Source organism: Nonomuraea sp. KM90 (assembly GCF_052246675.1).
Taxonomy (GTDB): domain Bacteria; phylum Actinomycetota; class Actinomycetes; order Streptosporangiales; family Streptosporangiaceae; genus Nonomuraea.
In genome coordinates this window covers 16,595-35,122 of the sequence record NZ_JBQQCB010000032.1, presented here as the reverse complement: position 1 = coordinate 35,122, position 18,528 = coordinate 16,595, and the positions used below count along the sequence as shown (strand labels likewise).

Sequence of the window (18,528 nt, the reverse complement as noted above, 5' to 3'; positions counted from 1 at the left end):
AGGTGCCGCCCGGCGGGTCGCCGGGCGGCGCGTCACCGTCGGGAGGCGCGTCAGCCGCGCGCGGCGGCGCGGGCGCGGCGCTCCTCGCGGCGCTCGACGAAGCGGGCGGCCGTGGCGTCCGTCCTGGCCAGGAACTCCGACAGCTCCTCGCGCGCCTTCTCGCCCTCGGAGTCCAGCCCGGTCTTGTCGAACACCGACCACTGCCGCAGCACCGGCATGAGCACGTCGTCCAGGTGGAGGCGGAGGTCGTAGATGCCCTCGTTCGCGATGATCAGGGCCTTGCGGGCGAACCCGTCCATCCCCTGGCCGGGCATCTGGAAGGTGGTCACCACGTCGGTCACCGCGCGCATGGTCTGGTTGGGGTCGAGCTCGAAGGCCGCCTTGAGCAGGTTGCGGTAGAAGAGCATGTGCAGGTTCTCGTCCGCGGCGATCCTGGCCAGCAGCCGCTCGCAGCCCTCGTCGCCGGAGGCCCTGCCGGTGTTGCGGTGCGCGATGCGGGTGGCCAGCTCCTGGAAGGAGACGTACGCGAGCTGCTGCAGCATCGTGTTGTACTCGGTGGCGAAGCCGCTCTCCATGTGGGCCATGCGGGCCCGCTCGAGCGCCACCGGGTCCACGGCCCGGGTGACGGTGAGGTAGTCGCGGATGGCGGTGCCGTGCCGGTCCTCCTCGGCGGTCCACCGGTGCACCCACGTGCCCCAGGCGCCGTCGCGGCCGAAGGTCGTGGCGATCTCGTGGTGATAGCTGGGCAGGTTGTCCTCGGTGAGGAGATTGACGATGAGCGACACCCGGGCCGCTTCGGGGATCTTGGAGTCGCTCTCCTGCCAAGCCTCGCCCCCGTAGATGCCGTCGAAGTCGCGGCCCTCGCTCCACGGGACGTACTCGTGCGGGAACCACTCCTTCGCCATCTTCTCGTGGCGGTCGAGCTCCCCGGCGACCACGGGCTCGAGCTCGTGCAGCAGCTCCGTCTGAGTCATCGCCATAAAAGATCTTCTCCTTCAGGTTACGGTACCGTAGGTTAGGCTACCCGAAGGACATACCGGTCAAATAGGGTGGATGTATGCGACCCAGTGTCCGCGGTGTCCTTCTCGATCACGACGAACGGCTGGTCCTGTTCCGGCGTACGGTGCCGGGGCGCGAGCTCTACTGGAGCGTGCCGGGCGGGCACGTGGAGCCGGAGGACGGCACGCTGGAGGACACCCTGCACCGGGAGCTGCTCGAGGAGCTCGGTGCGACGGTCTTCGCGGTGACGCCGCTGGCGACCGTGTCGTACCCATGGCGGGGCGAGATCAAGACACAGCACGTCTTCGGCTGCCGGCTGGTGTCGATGGACCCGGAGCTGCGCCACGGGCCGGAGTTCGAGGACCCGGCGCGGGGGCTGTACGAGGTGGAGCGCGTCCCGCTGGAGCGGTCGGAGATCTCCTCCAGGAACCTCGTCCCGGAGGCGGTGGCGGGCTTCCTGTCGGCCAACATCACCGCCCTGCCCCAGCTCATCCGCCATGACCCGCCCGCGACGGAGCCGGCCCCGCGCCTCGCGTGACCGCCTCGGGGGGCGGACCGTGCGAGGAGCGGGGCCGGTGGGAGCGGTGGGCGTGGCCGTCAGCGGGTGGCCGCCGGCAGCGTGACGTACTTGCCCAGGAAGCGGCGGGCCGTCGGCGTGTCCAGGCGGTAGTCGTAGTTGACCTGCTTGCAGGCGTCGTCGGCGCCGCTGACCGACGTGGCGACCAGGAGGTGCGAGGTGGGGCCGCCCAGGAAGTTCGGGCCGCCGGAGTCGCCGAAGCAGGTGCTGCCGTCGTCCTTGGCCTTCGGCATCAGGTCCAGCCACTTGCCTGACAGGTCGTCGAAGGAGATCGGCGCCTGGTGACGGGTGTCGGTGTAGCGGTAGCTGTACTGGTGCGCGCTCTTCTTGGTCGAGTTCCTGGTCGAGGAGACCGAGCCGTACCCGACCGAGGTGAACCGCGTCGCCTTCATCTTGCCGGCGGCCTCCATCCGGTCGAGCAGGCCGGGCTCGGGCAGCTGCGCGGGCGCGATGCCCTTGACGGGCGTGTCGAAGACCACGACGGCCATGTCGTGCAGCTCCGAGGAGTCCTTGTAGCGCGGGTCCGGTACGTAGCGTCCGGTGTAGAGCGTGTCTCCCGGTTCGTAGCTGGCGTCGAAGGACACGTGGGCGCGCTTCTGGCCCGGCTCCCCGCAGTGGGCGGCGGTGAGGAAGACCGTGGGCGAGATCAGCGTGCCGGTGCAGTAGCTCCAGGTGCCGTCCGGGTTGGGACGCTCGTCGATGAGCGCGCCTACCTCGGGGTGTGCGTTCGCATCGGCGGAGCCGTTGGTGATGGCGGACGCGGGGGTGGTAGCAGCCACCGCCCATCCGGCGATAATCACGACAAAGGCGACAAAACGCATTGGAAAAGGTTATGTTCTCCCAGGTCAAAAGGGGTAATTCTCGGCAAAAGATCTACCGACCCGTCCAATCTGGCGAAATCGGAGGCATCATGACGACCGACGCGAAGCCCCACACCGGCGGACTGCCGTACGCGCCCGGGGCCGTCCTCTCCGGCACGGAGGCCCACCTGCGCAAACTGGCCGTGGCCTGGGAGCACATCCGCCACCGGGAGTCGGCCGGCCTCCCCCTGCACAACGTGAGCGGGCTGGAGCGCGGGCTGCCGCTCCCCGAGGTGGACCGGTGGCTCCTGGACGACGAATGGGCCGGCGCGCTGTACTCCGAGCGCGTCCGGGAGCTCGGGCTGGCCCATCTGGGCGGCGACGCGGGCACGCACGACATCGCGGTCGCCAACCGGTTGACGGCCGCCCTGTTCGCGGCCTTCCAGGTGGCGGTGCGCCCAGGGTCGACCGTGGTGGGCGTCTCGGCCACGTACAGCCATCCCGCGGTCGTGCGGGGCGTGCGGGACGCGGGCGGCCTCTTCGTGGACACCATCGGGGTGGACGCCTTCGAGCGGGCGCTGGCCCAGCACCCCGACGTCTCGGTGGTGGCGCTGACCCGGCTCGCCGTCAGCTACGAGGCGCTCGCCGAGGAGGATCTGCGGCGCGTGGTCGCCCTGGCGCACGAGCGCGGCGCGACGGTCGTGGTCGACGACGCCGGTGGCGCCCGCGTCGGGCCCGCCGTGCTCGGCCAGCCCCGCACGCTGGAGTTCGGCGCCGACCTCGGCGCGACCGGCCTGGACAAGTACGGGGTCGGCGGGCCCCGGGTGGGCCTGCTCGGCGGCCGGGCGGACCTGGTCGCCCGCGTCCGGGCCAGGACCTTCGAGCTGGGCAGCGAATGCCGTCCGGTGCTCTACCCGGCCGTCGTCCGGACCCTGGAGGCGTACCGGCCGGAACGCGTCCGCGACCTGATCGCCTCGACCCGCCTGGTCGGGGAGGCGCTGCGGGCCCGGCTCGGAGCCGATCTGGTGCAGGAGACGCCGTTCATCACCCGCCTGCCCGGCGAGGCCGTCGCCGCCGAGCTCGCCCGCCGGGGCGGTCCCGGCACGCCGGACCTGGCGGCCATCGACGCCACCGCCCTGCTCGCGATGGTGCTGCTGCGCGACCACGGCCTGCTCACCGTGCACTTCGCCGGCATGCCGCCGGGCACCTCCGCCCTGCTGATCAAGTTCCTGCCCGCCGAGACCGTCGCCGCCGTCGGCGGCCCCGCGGCCTTCGCCGAGACCGTCGACGGGTCCCTGGGGCGGGCCGCGGCCGTCGCCGCGGAAGGCGAGGAGGCGGTGCGCCGGCTCCTGCTCGGCGCCTGAGGCGGCGCGGTCAGGCAGCGCTCGGGCGCGGTCGGGCGGCGTGCTCAGGTGGCGTGCTCGGGTGGGGTGGTCAGGCGGGGCGGGGGAGGAGGGCGTCGGCGAGCAGGCGCCAGTAGGGCATCGCGGAGCGGCCCGGCTCGATTCCGATCACCTGCACCGCGACGTGGTCGGCGCCGGCGGCGACGTGGGTGCGCAGCTTCCCGACGATGGTCTCCGGGTCGCCCCAGAACACGAAGTCGTCGACCAGCCGGTCGGCGCCGCCGCCCGCGATCTCCTCCTCCGAGTAGCCCAGCCGGCGGAACTTCGCCACGTTGTACGGGCTCCCCAGGTAGGGCGCCAGGTGCTCGCGCGCCGCCGCCCGCGCCCTGCCGGGGTCGGCCTCGAACAGCACCGCGTGCTCGACGCCCAGGAACGCGTCCGGCCCCAGGATCTCCCGCGCCTGCGCGGTGTGCGCCACGTTGACGTGGTAGGTCTGGGCGCCGGCGGCGCGGTCGCGGGCCAGCTCGAGCATCCTGGGCCCGTACGCGGCCAGGATGCGGCGCATCGGCGCCCTTGGGGCGGGGTTCACCGTCTCGACCGAGTCGAGCTCGTCCAGGTAGGCGGTCATGGCCGCCAGGGGCCTGGTCCCCGGCCGCCGCTCCCCGCCGAATCCCAGCCCGAGCACGTGCCGGCCGGGGTAGGCGTCGGCCAGCAGGAGCGCGGCGCCGTACGTCCACCGGGCCCCCCGCGACCAGATCTGCGCGATGCCGTTGACGACGTTGATGCGCTCGGTGCAGGACAGGAGAAAGCCGGCGTGCGTGAGCGCCTCGCGGCCGAGGAGCTCGGGCATCCAGAACGCCCGCCAGCCCAGCTCCTCCAGCTCCTGGACGGACTCGCGCATCCGCGTGGCCGGCCGGTGCTCGAAGTCGAAGGTGTAGATCCCGAACGTCCCGAGATCCATGCCGTCAATGCCACCCATCGGGTTCCCCTTACACGTCAGGCCCAGAAGTCGCATCAATATATCGCATAATGTCGATATGAATGCCCGGCCGGACGGGTCGGCGGGCCGTCCGGCCGGACTAGGGATTGCGGCGCAGGCGCTTGAGGTCGGAGCGCTGCTTCTTGGTGGCGATGCGGCGCTCGACGGCGCCGCGGCTGGGCTTGGTCTTGCGGCGGTGCTTCGGCGGCGGGGCCATGGCCTCGCGCAGGCGCTGCGCCAGGCGGTGCCGGGCGGCCTCCCGGTTGCGCAGCTGGGAGCGGTATTCGGAGGCGGCGATCGTGATCGTCTCGGAGCCGAGGCGCTCCAGGGCGCGCTCCTTGAGCGGGGGCGGCAGCGCGGTGCTCGCGGCGACGTCGAAGGTCAGCTCCACGCGGCTGTCCGTGGTGTTGACGCCCTGGCCGCCCGGGCCGGACGAACGGGAGAAACGCCAGACGAGCTCGGCGTCGGGGATGACGACCGAGTCGTTGACGACCAGCGGGCCGGGCATGCGCGGGGCTCCCGTTCTCAAACGTGCGTTCCTTTACACCTGTTACCGTATCCGGCTGCCCCGTACCGCCCGCAATGGCATTTTCCCCGCACCGGACGGCCGATCCTGCCGCTTGACGGCCGGTTGCAAGCGGCGTATGCCAATATCGCGCGAGAGGATCACGGGGTTGGGGAGGCGCGGTGGCCGTCATCGTCGGCGTGCACGGGATCGGCAAGTACAACTACTACCTCCAGGCCGGCCGGTCCGCGGCCGGGGCGGCGGAGGCCATGCGGCGCAAATGGGACCGCTACCTGCACGCGTCGCTCGGGGGCGAGGCGCGGGCCTACTTCGCCGAGATCGCCTACTTCTCCCACCTCCTGCACGACGGGGAGGACGACGACGGGCCCGGCACAGGACGGACGAAGGCCTCCGCCGCCCTGGAGCTCCAGGCTCAGCAGGTCCTCATCGGCTGGGCCCGGAACCTGGGCGTGGGCGAGCACGTCACGGGAGCGCTCAAGTCGTTCACCGGCTGGCTGCTGAACCGGCTCGACAGCCGCTCGGCGGCGTTCGCCAAGCTCTTCGCGCCCGAGGTGGCCGCCTACCTCACCGACCAGGCCAGGCGCGAGAAGTCCCGGCAGGCCGTGGCGGAGGTAATCAGGAGGCACCGGCCGCAGGTCGTCATCGCCCACTCGCTGGGCAGCGTGGTCGCGTACGAGGCCCTGTGGGCGAACCCCGACCTCCAGGTCGACCTGCTGATCACCCTCGGCAGCCCCCTGGGCATGCGCAACGTCGTCTTCGAGCGCCTCCTGCCCGCCCCCGTCAACGGCCGCGGCGAGCGGCCCCGCGGCGTCGGACGCTGGGTGAACATCGCCGACAAGGACGACATCGCCGCCATCCCGCCCGCCCTGGCCGCCAGCTTCACCGGGGTCGACGTCGAAGAGCTGGTCAACATCGACTGGATCGACTTCCACACCGTCGAGAAATACCTGGGCTGCCCGGCGCTCGACCCGCATCTGCGACCATTCCTGGCATGACGTGGATTGTTTTCGACTACGGCGGTGTCCTCTCCCTGCCCCAGCCCGAGTCCGACGCCGACGCCATGGCGCTGGCCGTGGGCGCCGAGCCCGAGGAGTTCAAGCGGGGCTACTGGGAGCACCGGCTGGAGTTCGACGGGGGCGGTCTTACGCCGTTCACGTACTGGTCGGCGGTGCTGGGCCGGGCCGTCACCCACTCCGAGGTCGCGCGGCTGGTCGCCATGGACGTCGCGAGCTGGGCCCACCCCAACGAGGACACGGTCGCGCTGCTCGGTGAGCTGATCGAGGGCGGCCGCCACGTGGCGCTGCTGTCCAACGCGCCCGTCTGCGTCGGCGACGGCCTCGACGAGCTCCCCTGGATCGCCGCGATCGGGCACCGCTTCTACAGCGGCAGGATGGGGCTGGTCAAACCCGACAGGGAGATCTACGACGAGATGGCGCGCGCGCTCGGCACCGACCCGTCCGAGATCGTCTTCATCGACGACCGCCAGGAGAACGTGGAGGGCGCCCGGCGCGCGGGCATGACCGGCGTACGCTTCACCGACGCGGTCACGCTCCGCGCGGAACTGCCGGGGGCGGCCGCCCGCTGATCCGCAGGGGGCCCGAAGTCGCAGGACGACCGATGTTGTTCACCCGCGCTTGACTCCACTGTCACGGCTGAGTCAGCGCAGGTGGACATACCTGTGAACGTGGACCGCAGAGCCTTCCTGACAGCGGCGACAGCCGGCCTCCTCCTCCCGCAGCCCGCCGCCCCGGCGGCGGCCGCCTCCCCGTCCAGAACCCTCAGATCCGACCCCTTCACGCTGGGCGTGGCCTCCGGCGACCCCTCCGCCGACGGCTTCGTCCTGTGGACCAGGCTGGCCGTCGAACCGCTCGGCGGCGACGGCCGCGGCGGCATGCCCTCCCGGGACGTGGAGGTGGACTGGCAGGTCGCCACGGACGAGCGCTTCGCCAAGGTCGTCAAGTCCGGCACCGCCACCGCCCGGGCGCGCGACGCCCACAGCGTGCACGTCGAGCTGAAGGGCCTGGAGCCGGGGCGCGACTACTTCTACCGGTTCAGGAGCCAGGGCCGCCTGTCACCGGCCGGCCGGACCAGGACGACGCCGACGGGGGAGACGCCGCTCAACTTCGCGGTCGCCGCGTGCGCGCACTACGAGCACGGCTACTACACCGCCTACCGCCGCCTGGCCGAGCAGGAGCCGGACCTGGTGGTGTTCCTCGGTGACTACATGTACGAGTACGGCCCCAGCGGCTACACCGCGCTGGCCGGCCGCGTACGCACCCACACGCCCGGCAAGTGCCAGACCCTCGCCGACTACCGCCTGCGGCACGCCCAGTACAAGAGCGACCCCGACCTGCAGGCCGCGCACGCGGTGGCGCCGTGGCTGGTGGCCTTCGACGACCACGAGGTGGAGAACAACTGGGCCGGGCCCGTCTCCAGCACCGGGGCGGCGGGGTTCGAGCGGCGGCGGGCCGAGGCGTTCAGGGCGTACTACGAGAACATGCCGCTGCGCCGCGCCAGCCTCCAGGGTGCGGTGCTCCGGGTGAACCGGCGCGTCTCCTGGGGCACGCTGGCCCGCTTCCACCTGCTGGACACGCGGCAGTTCCGCGACGACCAGGCGTGCCTGGACGGGGTGCGGGCCGGGTGCGACGACCGGCTGGCGGACAAGCGCACGCTGCTCGGGGCCGACCAGTGGCGCTGGCTGGAGAGCGGCCTGAACGGCTCCACCACCCGCTGGAACCTGCTCGGGCAGCAGATCATGATGGCGCACCGCGACTACAAGGTCGGACCGGGGCGCGAGGTGAACCTGGACTCGTGGGACGGCTACGCGGCCGAGCGCACGCGCCTGCTCGGCTCCCTGGCCCGTACGCCGAACCCCGTGGTGCTGACCGGCGACGCGCACATGCACCACCTGGCCGAGCTCAAGACCGACTTCGACGACCCGGACTCCCCGGTGGTGGCCAGGGAACTGGTGGCCTCGTCGATCGCGAGCGACGGCGACGGGTACCGCGACCGGACGTGGATCTCCGAGGCGCTGCAGGAGAACCCGCACATCTCCTACATCGACCAGCGGCGCGGCTACCTGGTGGCGCGGCTGACCCGGGACGAGCTGGCGGTGGACTTCCGGACGCTGGACTACATCTCCCGCAAGGGCGCCCGCGCCAGGACCGCCCACAGCCTCACGATCCCGGCCGTCACGGGGGCGGCGGCCGCCGGCCGGGCCGCGGCCCCCCGCGCCGGCTGAACGACCGTCCGGACGCCCGGGGCCCGGCGCGGCATGACCGTCCGGGCGCCTGGGTCCGGCGTGGGCACAGCCGTCCGCGCCCGGGGCCGGCGCGGGCACAGCCGTCCGGGCGTCGGGCTCGGCGCGTGCTGGGCGGCCGTCCCGGCGTCGGTGGGGCCTGGCGCGGGCTGGGCGGGCGGCTCCGCGGCGGGCGGCTGTTCGCTGAACGTTGGCTGGGAGCCGGCTGAGGATCCGCTCAACCGGTCAGCGGCCATTTCACCCGCCATCCCGCCGGGCCATCCCGCCCGGCCATTCCACTCGCGACGGGAAGACCCGGCCGGACTCCGGAGTGGCAGGTTCGCCGGAGTCCGGCCGGGAGTGACCGGCCCGGGCGGGCGGGTGGTTTCCGTCCGGACCGGTCAGCTCATGCGCCGGGCCAGGCCCCGTCCGGGAACTCGCCCGACGTGCCGCCCGACATGACCACCTGGTCGCTCTCGCCCAGGCCCGAGGTGACCTCCACGTACTGGTCGCCGCGCACCCCGGTCCGCACCACCTTCGCCGAGTCCCGGCCGCCGGAGCGTACGGTGACCACCTGGGTGCCGTCCGACCGGCTGCGCACCGCCGCGGCGGGCACGTACAGCGCGTCCCTGGCCTCGTCCGTGGTGACCGTCACCGAGGCGGTCTGGCCGAGCATCAGCCCGGCGGGCGGCTCGTCGAAGGCGAGGGAGACCGAATAGCGGACGAGCCGGCCGTCCACCGTCGCGGTCGGCGCGATCGCCGTCACCGTGCCCTCGTACCGCTCGCCGCTCCGGGTGACCAGGGTGATCTGCGCCTTCTGGCCGAGCTTGAGCCGGTTCACGTCGGACTCGGTGACCATGGCCTGGACCTGCAGCTCGTTCAGGTCGCCGAGGCTGATGAACGTGCCGGTGCCCGCCGTGTCACCGGTCCCGCCGCCGACCGACAGGACCGTGCCCGCCGCCGGGGCCACGATCCGGGTGGCCCGTACGGCGTCGGCGGCCTCCTCGACGGCGGCCTCGGCGCGGTCCACGTTCGCGGCGGCCTGCTCCTCGCTGACCCCGCCCTTGGCCCCCGTCCCTGCCGGTTGCCCCGTCCCTGCCGGTTGCCCGGTGCCGGTGCTTCCGCTCCGGGCGCAGGAACCCTGGGAGGTGCGGTCGCCGCCGGTGCTGGGCCCGGTCGAGGGCTTGCCACCGCCCGTGGGCCTGCCGCTCGCCGACGGTTTCGCGGTGCCGGACGGCTTGCCGGTGGCGGACGGTTTGGCGGTGGTCGAGGGTTTGCCGGTGGTGGATGGTGTGCCGGTGGGATACGGGGAGGTGGGGGCGGAGGGGTGGCCGCCGGACTGCTCGTTCCCGCCGGTTCCGCCCGTTCCGCCCGTCGGGGTCGCGGTGACGGTCGTGGTGACCCTGGCCGTCACGGTGGCCGTCACGGTGGCCGTCACGGTGGCCGTCACCGTGGCGGTCGCGGTGACCGTCACCGTGGTCTGGGGCTGCGGCTGGGGGTCGGTGGGGCCGGGCGTCGGCGTGGTGGTCGGGTGCGGGGTGGGGCCGGGTGTCGGGCTCGTGTCCGGCTTCCCGTCAGCAGGGCCGGCCGGGCCGAAGGCGCCGCCGCCGTCCGCACCGCCCGTCGCCCGAGCGGCCGGAGCACCGGTGCCCGTGCGCGCGGAAGCGCCGGTCCCGGAGCCGGCCGGGACGCCGGTCACCGCGACGCCGGGCGCGGTCGTGCCGCCTGGAGCCGCCGTGGCGCCTGAAGCGGTCGTGGTGCCTGAAGCGGCCATGGCGCCTGTAGCGGTCGTGGTGCCGGGGACGACGCCGCCGGTCGCCTTCCCTGACGGGGCCGGTGTCGCGGCGGTCGGTCCCCTGGAGGGAGCGGGGGACTGGCCGGTCGGACTGCTGGAGGGAGCGGGGGTGGCCCGGCCGGATGGGGCCGGGGTGGTGCCGGTCGCCGGGGTCGAGGCGCCGGGCGTCGCGCCGCCCGGTACGCACGACGAGGGGTTCCCACCCCCGGTGTCCGCCGAAGCCGTCGAACCCGAGGACGCCTCCTCCAGCGCCTCCTCGGCGGCCGCCAGGTCGGCCTTGGCCGCCGCGTACGCCTCCCGCGCCGCCCGCCCGTCGATTTTGGCCAGGACCTGGCCCCGCTTCACCTTGGCCCCGACCTTCACGTACACCTTCGTCAGCGTCCCGGAGGAGCCGAAGGCCAGGTCCCTGCGCGAGCCGTCCACGGTGTTGCCCGCCGCGCTGACCGAGGCCGTGACCTGCCCGCGCTGGGCGGCGGCCAGCCGTACCTGGACGGTGGGCGGGGCGTCGTCGCGCAGCGCCAGTGCCAGGCCGGACCCGGCCACGAGCACGGCCAGGGCGAGCCCGCCCAGCGCGAAAGTCGGTCTCATGGCGGCCCATCCTGGCCGAGCAGGATCGCGGCAGGCTGCGAGGACCCTCAGAGTTACCTGAGTGCCCGCCCGGCCGGCCGGGTTGTCAGCGAACGTTCAGCTTGCTCGCGGCTGCGGCGCAGCCTGGTGTGCAAGGGTCACCGCTCGTGAAGGTGTCGATCAGGCGCAGAGCGCTGATAACCAACGGGACGCTCACGGTGCTCCTGCTGGGCGGCGCCGGGCTCGCCTACGCGCAGCTCGGCACGGGACAGGCCGCGGGAGAGACCGCCGTGCGCACGGTGACCGCGGGCCGCGGCTCCGTGACCGCCGCGGTGTCCGCCTCGGGCGCGGTCGAGAGCTCCCGGTCCAGGGCGCTGTCGTTCGGGACGAGCGGGACCGTGGAGAAGATCTACGTCAAGGCCGGGGACAAGGTCGCCAAGGGCGATCTCCTTGCCCGGCTGGACGACGACGCCGCCCAGGAGAGCCTGTCGGCGGCCAAGGCCACGTACGAGAGCGCCCTCGACGACGGCACGGACACGGCCCAGCTCTACGCCGCCTACATCAAGGCCCGCAACGCCTACCGCGAGGCGCAGCGCACGGTCGCGGCCACCGTGCTGAAGGCGCCGTTCAAGGGCACGATCACGGCCGTGAACGGCTCGGTCGGCGGACCCGCCTCGGGTTCGGGGTCCAGCGGCGGGCAGGGCTCCACCGGGACCACGGGCTCCACAGGGGGCACGGGATCGACAGGGGGCACGGGGTCGACTGGGGGCACGGGGTCGACGGGCGGCACGGGCTCCACCGCGAGCTCCGGCTCCGGCGGCTTCGTCGAGCTCGCCGACACCACCAGGCTCCAGCTCGTCGGCACCTTCACCGAGTCCGACGTCGGCAAGCTCGAGCAGGGCCAGGAGGCCACGGTCACGTTCGACGCGCTGCCGGGCGTGACGGCCACGGGTGAGGTCACCCAGATCGAGCCGGTCGCCTCCACCAGCAACAACGTCGTGCAGTACCCGGTCACGGTCACCTTCACGAAGGTCCCGAGCGAGGTCAGGCTGGGCCAGACCGCCACCGTCGAGGTCGTGGTGGGCCAGGCCGAGAACGTCGTCACCGTCCCCTCCACGGCGGTCTCCACCAGCGGCGGCCAGACCACGGTCACCGTGCTCAAGGACGGCCGCCCGACCAGGACCCCGATCGAGGTCGGCGTGCAGGGCACCACGCTCACGGAGATCAGGTCGGGCGTGGCCGAGGGCGACCAGATCGTGCCCCCGTCCACCACCACGACCGGCACCACGGGCAACGGCGGCGGCCAGCGGCAGTTCGGCGGGGGCGGGTTCCCCGGGGGCGGCATGCCGGGCGGGGGCGCGCGATGACGACCGCGGAACCGCGGGCCGTGCGGCCCGTGCCCGTCCTGCGCGTGCGGGACCTCGTCAAGGAGTACGGCGAGGGCGACGCCAAGGTACGCGCCCTGCGCGGCATCAGCCTGGACGTCGAGCGGGGGGACTACGTGGCCATCATGGGCGCCTCCGGCTCCGGCAAGTCCACGCTCATGAACATCCTGGGCTGCCTCGACGTCCCGACCTCCGGCACGTACCTCATCGACGGCGCCGACGTGGGCCGGCTGAACGAGCACCAGCTCGCCATCCTGCGCAACCGCAGGGTCGGCTTCGTCTTCCAGTCGTTCAACCTGATCCCGCGCATGAGCGCGCTGGCCAACGTCGAACTGCCGCTCGTGTACGGCGGCGTCGGCCTAGCCGAGCGGCGCGAGCGGGCGCTGGCCGCGCTGGAGCAGGTCGGGCTGACCGACCGGGTGCACCACGAGCCGAACCAGCTCTCCGGCGGCCAGCAGCAGCGCGTGGCCGTGGCTCGGGCGCTGGTCACCGCGCCCGCCCTGCTGCTGGCCGACGAGCCGACCGGCAACCTCGACACCGCCTCCACCGGCGACGTCCTGGAGATCATGGACCGGCTCAGCGCGTCCGGCCGCACGATCGTGCTGATCACGCACGAGGACGACGTGGCCGCGCATGCCAAGCGGGTGATCAGGCTGGTGGACGGCGAGATCGTCGAGGACCGCCGCCAGGCGCCGGTGGACGGCCCGCCGCCGCGCACGCCCGAGAAGGACCCCGAGAAGGACCCCGAGAAGGACCCCGAGAGAGACGGCGCGGCCACCCGGTGAACCAGATCGAGATCCTCCGCTTCGCCCTGCGCGGCCTGCTGGCCAACAAGATGCGCAGCGCGCTGACCACGCTCGGCATCCTCATCGGCGTGGCCGCGGTCATCATGCTGGTGGCCGTCGGCGAGGGCTCCTCGCAGAGCATCCAGCAGAACATCCAGCGGCTCGGCGCCAACACGCTCACGATCTCGCCGTCCTTCTCGGGCGCCGGCGGCGGCGGCATGCGCGTGCCGGTCGGCGGCGGTGGTGGCGGCGGTGGCGGCAACACCGGGCCGCGTACCCAGGCCAGGGACCTCAGCCTGGCCGACGCCAAGGCGCTGACCGACCGGACGCTCGCGCCGTCGGTCAAGAGCGTCTCGCCGGTCGTGAACGCCTCCTCCGCCACGGCCGCGTACGGCGCCGCCAGCCACGCGATCTCGCAGTTCGTCGGCACGTACCCGAGCTATTTCGAGGCCGTCAACAAGCCCGTCGCCCAGGGCACGTACTTCTTCAACGACGACGTGCTGGCCGCCAGGAAGGTCGTGGTGCTCGGCCGGACCGTGGTGGAGGAGCTGTTCGGCACCGTCGATCCGATCGGCAAGCAGATCAGCGTGTCCGGGGTGCCGTTCACGGTGGTCGGCGTGCTGAAGGAGGCCGGGTCCACCGGCATGCAGGACGCCGACGACGTGGCCGTCGCGCCGCTGCCGGCCGTGCAGCAGAGCCTGAGCGGGTTCGGCTCGCTCGGCCAGATCGTCGTGCAGGCGACCGGGGCCGAGGCCACCACGGCGGCCCAGGCCGAGGTCACGGCTATCCTCAACCAACGACACGGCATCACGAACAACAACCCCGACTACCGCATACTCAACCAGGCCACGTTGCAGGAGACCGTCAGTGCGGCCACCGGCACCTTCACCGTGCTGCTGGGCGCCGTCGCCGCGATCTCGCTGCTGGTGGGCGGCATCGGCATCACGAACATCATGCTGGTGACGGTCACCGAGCGCACCCGCGAGATCGGCATCCGCAAGGCCATCGGCGCGCCCAGGGGAGCGATCCTGGGCCAGTTCCTGATGGAGGCCACGTTGCTGAGCCTGGTCGGGGGGCTGTCCGGGGTGCTGGTGGCGTTCGTGGGGACCAGGTTCACCGTCGCCGGCATCGAGCCGGTCCTCGTGCCGTCGTCGGTCGTGCTGGCGCTGGGCGTCTCGCTGGGGATCGGGCTGTTCTTCGGCAGTTATCCCGCCAACAGGGCGGCCAAGCTCAGGCCGATCCAGGCCTTGCGCCACGAGTAAGGAGAAGGACATGGACAAGCTGGACTCCTCGCCGTTCCCCGACGACCTGCGGGAGGAGCTCGCCGTCCAGCCCGTCAAGGGCACCTCGAAGGTCACGCTGGCGCTGGGCGCCGGGGTCGTGCTGGTGGCCGGGATCCTCCTCGGCATGCAGGCGCAGAGCATGTTCGGCGCCGGCGACGCGCCCCCGCAGGCCGCCGCGGGCGCGCAGCGCGCCCTGGGCGGCGGGTACGGCCAGTTGCCCGGCGGTGGACAACTGCCCGGGGGTGGACAGCAGCCCGGCGGTGGACAGCAGCCTGGCGGCGGGCAGCGGATGGGCGGCGGAACCGTCGGCACGGTCGAGAAGGTCGAGGGCGGCAAGGTCTACGTCAAGACCACCGACGGCGTAACCGTCACGGTCAACGTCACCGACCAGACCTCCGTGCAGATCTCCAAGGCGGGCAAGATCGCCGACCTCGAGGCCGGCAGCACGATCGTGGTGCGCGGCCGGCCGGGCGCCGACGGCGCGGTCACCGCCGCCTCGATCACCCAGGGCGGCCAGGGATTCCAGGGAGGCGGCCCGCGATGAGCGAACCCGAGGCCAGGCTGCTGGTGGTCGACGACGAACCCAACATCAGGGAGCTGTTCTCGGCCAGCCTGCGCATGGCCGGGTTCGAGGTGCTGACCGCGGCCGACGGCAAGGAGGCCCTGCGGGTGGCCGAGGAGAGCACGCCGGACCTGGTGATGCTCGACGTGATGCTGCCCGACCTCGACGGCCTGGCGGTCGCGGGAAGGCTGCGGTCCCGCGGCCGCCGGGTCCCGGTGCTGTTCGTGACCGCCAAGGACACGCCGGAGGACCGGCTCGCCGGGCTGGGACTCGGCGAGGACTACGTGACCAAGCCGTTCAGCCTGGAGGAGGTCATCGCCCGGATCCGGGCCGTGCTGCGCAGGACCCGGCGCGGCGCGCCCCCGCCGAACCGGCTGCAGGTGGCCGACCTGGAGCTGGACGAGGAGAGCCACGAGGTCTGGCGCGACGGCGTCCCCGTACGGCTGTCGCCGACGGAGTTCCGGCTGCTGCGGTACTTCATGCTCAACGTGGGCCGGGTGCTGTCGAAGACGCAGATCCTCGACCACGTCTGGAACGGCGACTGGCGCACCGACGTCGGGCTCGTCGAGTCGTACGTCTCCTACCTGCGCCGCAAGGTGGACACCGGCGAGCGCAAATACCTGCACACGCTGCGCGGGGTGGGCTACATCCTGCGCCCGCCCCGCATATGAGAGAGCTCAGGAAACAGCTGTCCAGGGCGCCGCTCTGGCTGCGGCTGGTCTCGGCCACCCTCCTGCTGGTCACTCTCGCCATCACGCTGACCGGCCTGTTCGCCGTGCGGTTGCTGCGCGGCTATCTCGTCGAGCGCGTCGACCAGCAGCTGCGCGCGGCCACCATGCCGTGGCGCGACGCGCCCCCGCCGCCGGACCCGCGCCCCGACGCGCGGCCGCAGCGCTTCTTCGGCCTGTTCCACGGCGTGATCCTGGACTCGGGCGGCGCGCTGGTCAGGACCATCAGCGAGTCGACCGAGGAGCACCGCCCCGACCTGCCCCGGCTGACCCTGGCCGACGTCATCGAGCTCAGGGGGCGCCCCTTCACGGTGGACTCGCGCGGCGCGGGCGGCCCGAGCTGGCGGGTCGTCGCGGTGCCGGGGCGGCTGGGCGAGAGCCGGGTGATGGCCATCAGCCTGGGTGACGTGGACGGCACGGTCTCCCAGCTCGGCCTGATCGTCGCGGTCGGCGGCGGGGGCACGCTGGTGGTGCTCGGGTTCGCCTGCTACTGGCTCGTACGCCGGAGCCTGCGCCCGCTGCGCCAGATCGCGCACACCGCGAACGACATCGCCGACGGCGACCTGTCGCGCCGCGTGCCCCTCTGGGCCGGTACCACCGAGGTCGGCAAGCTGGGCCGCTCGCTCAACACCATGCTCGCCCGGATCGAGGTGGCGGTGCGCGAGCGGGAGGCGGCGGCCGAGTCCGCCCGCGAGTCCGCCACGGCCGCCCGGCGGTCGGAGGAGCTGATGCGCAGGTTCATGGCCGACGCCTCGCACGAGCTGCGCACGCCGCTGACCTCGATCAGGGGGTTCGCGGAGCTGTACCGGCTGGGGGAGGAGAAAGACCTGGCCGAGGCCGTACGCCTGCTGAGCCGCATCGAGGGGCAGGCCGCCCGGATGGGGCTGCTGGTGGAGGACATGCTGCTGCTGGCCCGGCTCGACCAGCGGCGCGAGCTGGCGATGCGGCCCGTGGACCTGCTCAGCCTGGCGGCCACGGTGGTGATCGACGCCCAGACGCTGGCGCCCGACCGGAGGATCGAGCTGGTGCGGCTGTTCGGCGGGGACGGCGACGTGATCGTGACCGGCGACGAGACCCGGCTGGGCCAGGTGCTCAACAACCTCGTGACCAACGCGCTCACCCACACCCCGGCCGGCACCCCGTTCCAGGTGCGGGTGGGTATCGACGGCGACCAGGCCGTCGTGGAGGTGGCCGACGAGGGGCCCGGATTCCCGGCGGACGTGGCCGAGCGGGTGTTCGAGCGGTTCTACCGGGCCGATCCGGCGCGCAGCACGGGCGGGTCCGGGCTGGGGCTGTCGATCGCGGCCACGCTGGTGGAGGCGCACGGCGGCATCGTCCTGGCGGAGAGCGAGCCCGGCAAGGGCGCCCTGTTCCGGGTGATCCTGCCCGTCGGGGACGGGGGTCAGCCGAAGGTGTAGCCGTACAGGCCGGTGCCCTTGCTGAGCTGGCGGACCTTGCCCAGCTTGAGGCGGGACTCCCGCCGGCCGGGCGCGTACATGACGAGTCCCTGATCCGGCGCCGCCACGACGAGCCCGTACACCGGGGGCCGCTTGGCCAGCGACCGGTAGCGCTCCCAGCCCGGCAGTGCGGTCACCGAGGCCCCGAAGTCCTGGCCCTTCCCCTTCACCAGCAGGTTCCCCACCCGGGTCAGCCCGCCCGACGAGCGGCCCTGGAGCACCTGGACGGCCTTCTCGCCGGGCACGCCGACGGCCAGCTCGTCGTTGCCGTCGCCGTTGAAGTCCCCGGCGGCCAGCGAGGCCCCGAACCGGTCGTAGTAGCGCGGCCTGCCGTCCAGCGAGTTCTGCGACCAGGCCTCGGTCCTGTCGGTGCGCAGGCCGGCCCGCGAGCCGTAGAGCACGTCCACGGTGCCGTCGCCGTAGTCCATGGCCCGCTGGTTCTTGCTGATCCCCTCGCCGGGCACGCCGATGGCCAGGTCGGACCGGCCGTCGCCGTTGAAGTCCCCGGTGGCCAGCGAGGCCCCGAAGTTGTCCCACTTCTCCGAGGCGCCCTGGATCCCCGGAGTGCTCTGCGTGAGCAGCCGGGCCCGCTTCCCGCGCACGTCGATGACGGTCACCGAGCCCTGCCCGTCCACCTTCACGCTGTCGGCGGGCGCCCCCACGGCCAGCTCGTCGCGCCCGTCCCCGTCGAAGTCGCCGGTCGCCAGCGAGGCGCCCCACTGGTCGGTGACGCTCGCCGCCTGGCGCACCCACGGCGTCTTCTGCGTGATCTGGTACGGCTTGCGGCCCTTCATCCAGTACACGGTCACCGCACCGCCCGACCGGTGGCTCGGCGCCCCGACCGCCAGCTCGTCCCGGCCGTCCCCGTCGAGGTCCCCCGCCGCCAGCGAGGCCCCGAACCGGTCGCTGGACGGCTTGGCCAGCGCCAGCTCCTTCCCGGCGACCAGCCCTTCCGGTGACCCGTCGAAGATCTGCACGACCCCGTTCCCGTCGCCCCCCGGCACCCGCTTCCCGGCGAACTCCTCCGACACCCCCACGGCCAGGTCGGCGCACCGGTCCCCGTTGAAGTCGCCGACGGCGAGCGCCGAGCCGAACGAGTCGCCGGGCTCGGCGCCGTCCTGGGTGAGCCGGGCCTTCCTGCCGGAGCCGTACATGACGGTCACGGAACCGGCCCTGGAGGCGTCGTAGGGGGCGGCCACGGCGAGGTCGGGACGGCCGTCGGCGTCGAAGTCGAGGGGGTGCCCGCCGCACGCCCGGCCGGTGGTTGGGCCGGTGGTGGAGCCGGTGGTGGAGCCGGTGGTGGGGCCGATGGCGGGTGTCGTTCCGGAAGCGAGGGGGAGAACCAGGCAGGCGGCCAGCAGAACCTTCATACCGGAAGTAATGACCAGGCAGGTCGAACCGGGTCTGAACGGCGCGAGAACGGGCCAGGAGGGCGGGATGCACATCACTCTCGCCCTCGGCGGGACAGGGGCTCCGGGCGGCCGCTGAACGCGGCGGAACGTGC

General features: G+C 73.0%; 17 protein-coding genes. 11 read left to right on the top strand and 6 right to left on the bottom strand.

What is annotated here, in order from left to right:
* Positions 1-50 precede the first annotated feature (50 nt).
* On the bottom strand, positions 51-980 hold the full coding sequence (locus ACTWPW_RS28400) for an acyl-ACP desaturase (protein WP_375109497.1): 930 nt from the start codon (positions 978-980) through the stop codon (positions 51-53).
* A 77-nt stretch (positions 981-1,057) separates the two neighbouring features.
* Here ACTWPW_RS28400 and ACTWPW_RS28395 point away from each other — a divergent pair, with 77 nt between their 5' ends.
* Positions 1,058-1,537 (top strand): NUDIX hydrolase, encoded by a 480-nt coding sequence (locus ACTWPW_RS28395; RefSeq protein ID WP_375109498.1) that lies wholly within the window; start codon positions 1,058-1,060, stop codon positions 1,535-1,537.
* Positions 1,538-1,596: 59 nt separating this feature from the next.
* On the opposite strand, the gene ACTWPW_RS28390 is transcribed toward ACTWPW_RS28395, so the two are convergent.
* On the bottom strand, positions 1,597-2,355 hold the full coding sequence (locus ACTWPW_RS28390) for a S1 family peptidase (protein ID WP_375109499.1): 759 nt from the start codon (positions 2,353-2,355) through the stop codon (positions 1,597-1,599).
* Between the two features lie 131 nt (positions 2,356-2,486).
* Here ACTWPW_RS28390 and ACTWPW_RS28385 point away from each other — a divergent pair, with 131 nt between their 5' ends.
* Positions 2,487-3,740 carry a hypothetical protein gene (locus ACTWPW_RS28385; protein WP_375109500.1) on the top strand — a complete coding sequence of 418 codons (1,254 nt, stop codon included), beginning with the start codon at positions 2,487-2,489 and terminating at the stop codon, positions 3,738-3,740.
* A 70-nt stretch (positions 3,741-3,810) separates the two neighbouring features.
* Here the strand turns inward: ACTWPW_RS28385 and ACTWPW_RS28380 are convergent, their stop codons facing one another.
* Together ACTWPW_RS28380 and arfB are read right to left on the bottom strand one after the other, a co-directional pair.
* Positions 3,811-4,698, bottom strand: a complete 888-nt coding sequence (locus ACTWPW_RS28380) for a TIGR03620 family F420-dependent LLM class oxidoreductase (protein WP_443170432.1) — start codon at positions 4,696-4,698, stop codon at positions 3,811-3,813.
* Positions 4,699-4,798: 100 nt separating this feature from the next.
* On the bottom strand, positions 4,799-5,206 hold the full coding sequence (gene arfB, locus ACTWPW_RS28375; protein ID WP_375109535.1) for an alternative ribosome rescue aminoacyl-tRNA hydrolase ArfB: 408 nt from the start codon (positions 5,204-5,206) through the stop codon (positions 4,799-4,801).
* A 179-nt stretch (positions 5,207-5,385) separates the two neighbouring features.
* Here arfB and ACTWPW_RS28370 point away from each other — a divergent pair, with 179 nt between their 5' ends.
* The 3 genes from ACTWPW_RS28370 (at position 5,386) to ACTWPW_RS28360 (ending at position 8,465) form a co-directional block, all read left to right on the top strand.
* On the top strand, positions 5,386-6,219 hold the full coding sequence (locus ACTWPW_RS28370; RefSeq protein ID WP_375109502.1) for a hypothetical protein: 834 nt from the start codon (positions 5,386-5,388) through the stop codon (positions 6,217-6,219).
* On the top strand, positions 6,216-6,809 hold the full coding sequence (locus tag ACTWPW_RS28365; protein WP_375109503.1) for an HAD family hydrolase: 594 nt from the start codon (positions 6,216-6,218) through the stop codon (positions 6,807-6,809). The genes ACTWPW_RS28370 and ACTWPW_RS28365 overlap by 4 nt, the downstream gene beginning before the upstream one ends.
* 99 nt (positions 6,810-6,908) lie before the next feature.
* A complete protein-coding gene (locus tag ACTWPW_RS28360) occupies positions 6,909-8,465 on the top strand; it encodes an alkaline phosphatase D family protein (RefSeq protein ID WP_443170431.1) in 1,557 nt (518 codons plus the stop codon).
* A gap of 403 nt (positions 8,466-8,868) precedes the next feature.
* On the opposite strand, the gene ACTWPW_RS28355 is transcribed toward ACTWPW_RS28360, so the two are convergent.
* On the bottom strand, positions 8,869-10,845 hold the full coding sequence (locus tag ACTWPW_RS28355; protein WP_443170430.1) for an efflux RND transporter periplasmic adaptor subunit: 1,977 nt from the start codon (positions 10,843-10,845) through the stop codon (positions 8,869-8,871).
* 146 nt (positions 10,846-10,991) lie between these two features.
* On the opposite strand from ACTWPW_RS28355, the gene ACTWPW_RS28350 reads away from it, so the two are divergent.
* The 6 genes from ACTWPW_RS28350 to ACTWPW_RS28325 are packed head-to-tail and all read left to right on the top strand — an operon-like array spanning position 10,992 to position 16,985.
* The gene (locus ACTWPW_RS28350; RefSeq protein WP_375109506.1) at positions 10,992-12,191 is read left to right on the top strand and encodes an efflux RND transporter periplasmic adaptor subunit; all 1,200 of its coding nucleotides are present in this window, start codon (positions 10,992-10,994) and stop codon (positions 12,189-12,191) included.
* Positions 12,188-12,994: an ABC transporter ATP-binding protein gene (locus ACTWPW_RS28345; RefSeq protein ID WP_375109507.1), complete on the top strand. Its 807-nt coding sequence runs from the start codon at positions 12,188-12,190 to the stop codon at positions 12,992-12,994. The genes ACTWPW_RS28350 and ACTWPW_RS28345 overlap by 4 nt, the downstream gene beginning before the upstream one ends.
* Positions 12,991-14,256, top strand: coding sequence for an ABC transporter permease (locus ACTWPW_RS28340; RefSeq protein WP_443170429.1), 1,266 nt, complete (start codon positions 12,991-12,993; stop codon positions 14,254-14,256). The genes ACTWPW_RS28345 and ACTWPW_RS28340 overlap by 4 nt, the downstream gene beginning before the upstream one ends.
* A gap of 10 nt (positions 14,257-14,266) precedes the next feature.
* Complete coding sequence (locus ACTWPW_RS28335) at positions 14,267-14,821, top strand: hypothetical protein (protein ID WP_443170428.1); 555 nt, start codon at positions 14,267-14,269, stop codon at positions 14,819-14,821.
* Complete coding sequence (locus ACTWPW_RS28330; protein WP_364112106.1) at positions 14,818-15,510, top strand: response regulator transcription factor; 693 nt, start codon at positions 14,818-14,820, stop codon at positions 15,508-15,510. Before ACTWPW_RS28335 ends, ACTWPW_RS28330 begins: the two co-directional genes overlap by 4 nt.
* The gene (locus ACTWPW_RS28325) at positions 15,507-16,985 is read left to right on the top strand and encodes a sensor histidine kinase (RefSeq protein ID WP_375109510.1); all 1,479 of its coding nucleotides are present in this window, start codon (positions 15,507-15,509) and stop codon (positions 16,983-16,985) included. Before ACTWPW_RS28330 ends, ACTWPW_RS28325 begins: the two co-directional genes overlap by 4 nt.
* On the opposite strand, the gene ACTWPW_RS28320 is transcribed toward ACTWPW_RS28325, so the two are convergent.
* Positions 16,970-18,394 carry an FG-GAP-like repeat-containing protein gene (locus ACTWPW_RS28320; RefSeq protein WP_443170427.1) on the bottom strand — a complete coding sequence of 475 codons (1,425 nt, stop codon included), beginning with the start codon at positions 18,392-18,394 and terminating at the stop codon, positions 16,970-16,972. The two genes, ACTWPW_RS28325 and ACTWPW_RS28320, sit on opposite strands and share 16 nt — an antisense overlap.
* Positions 18,395-18,528: the final 134 nt, after the last annotated feature.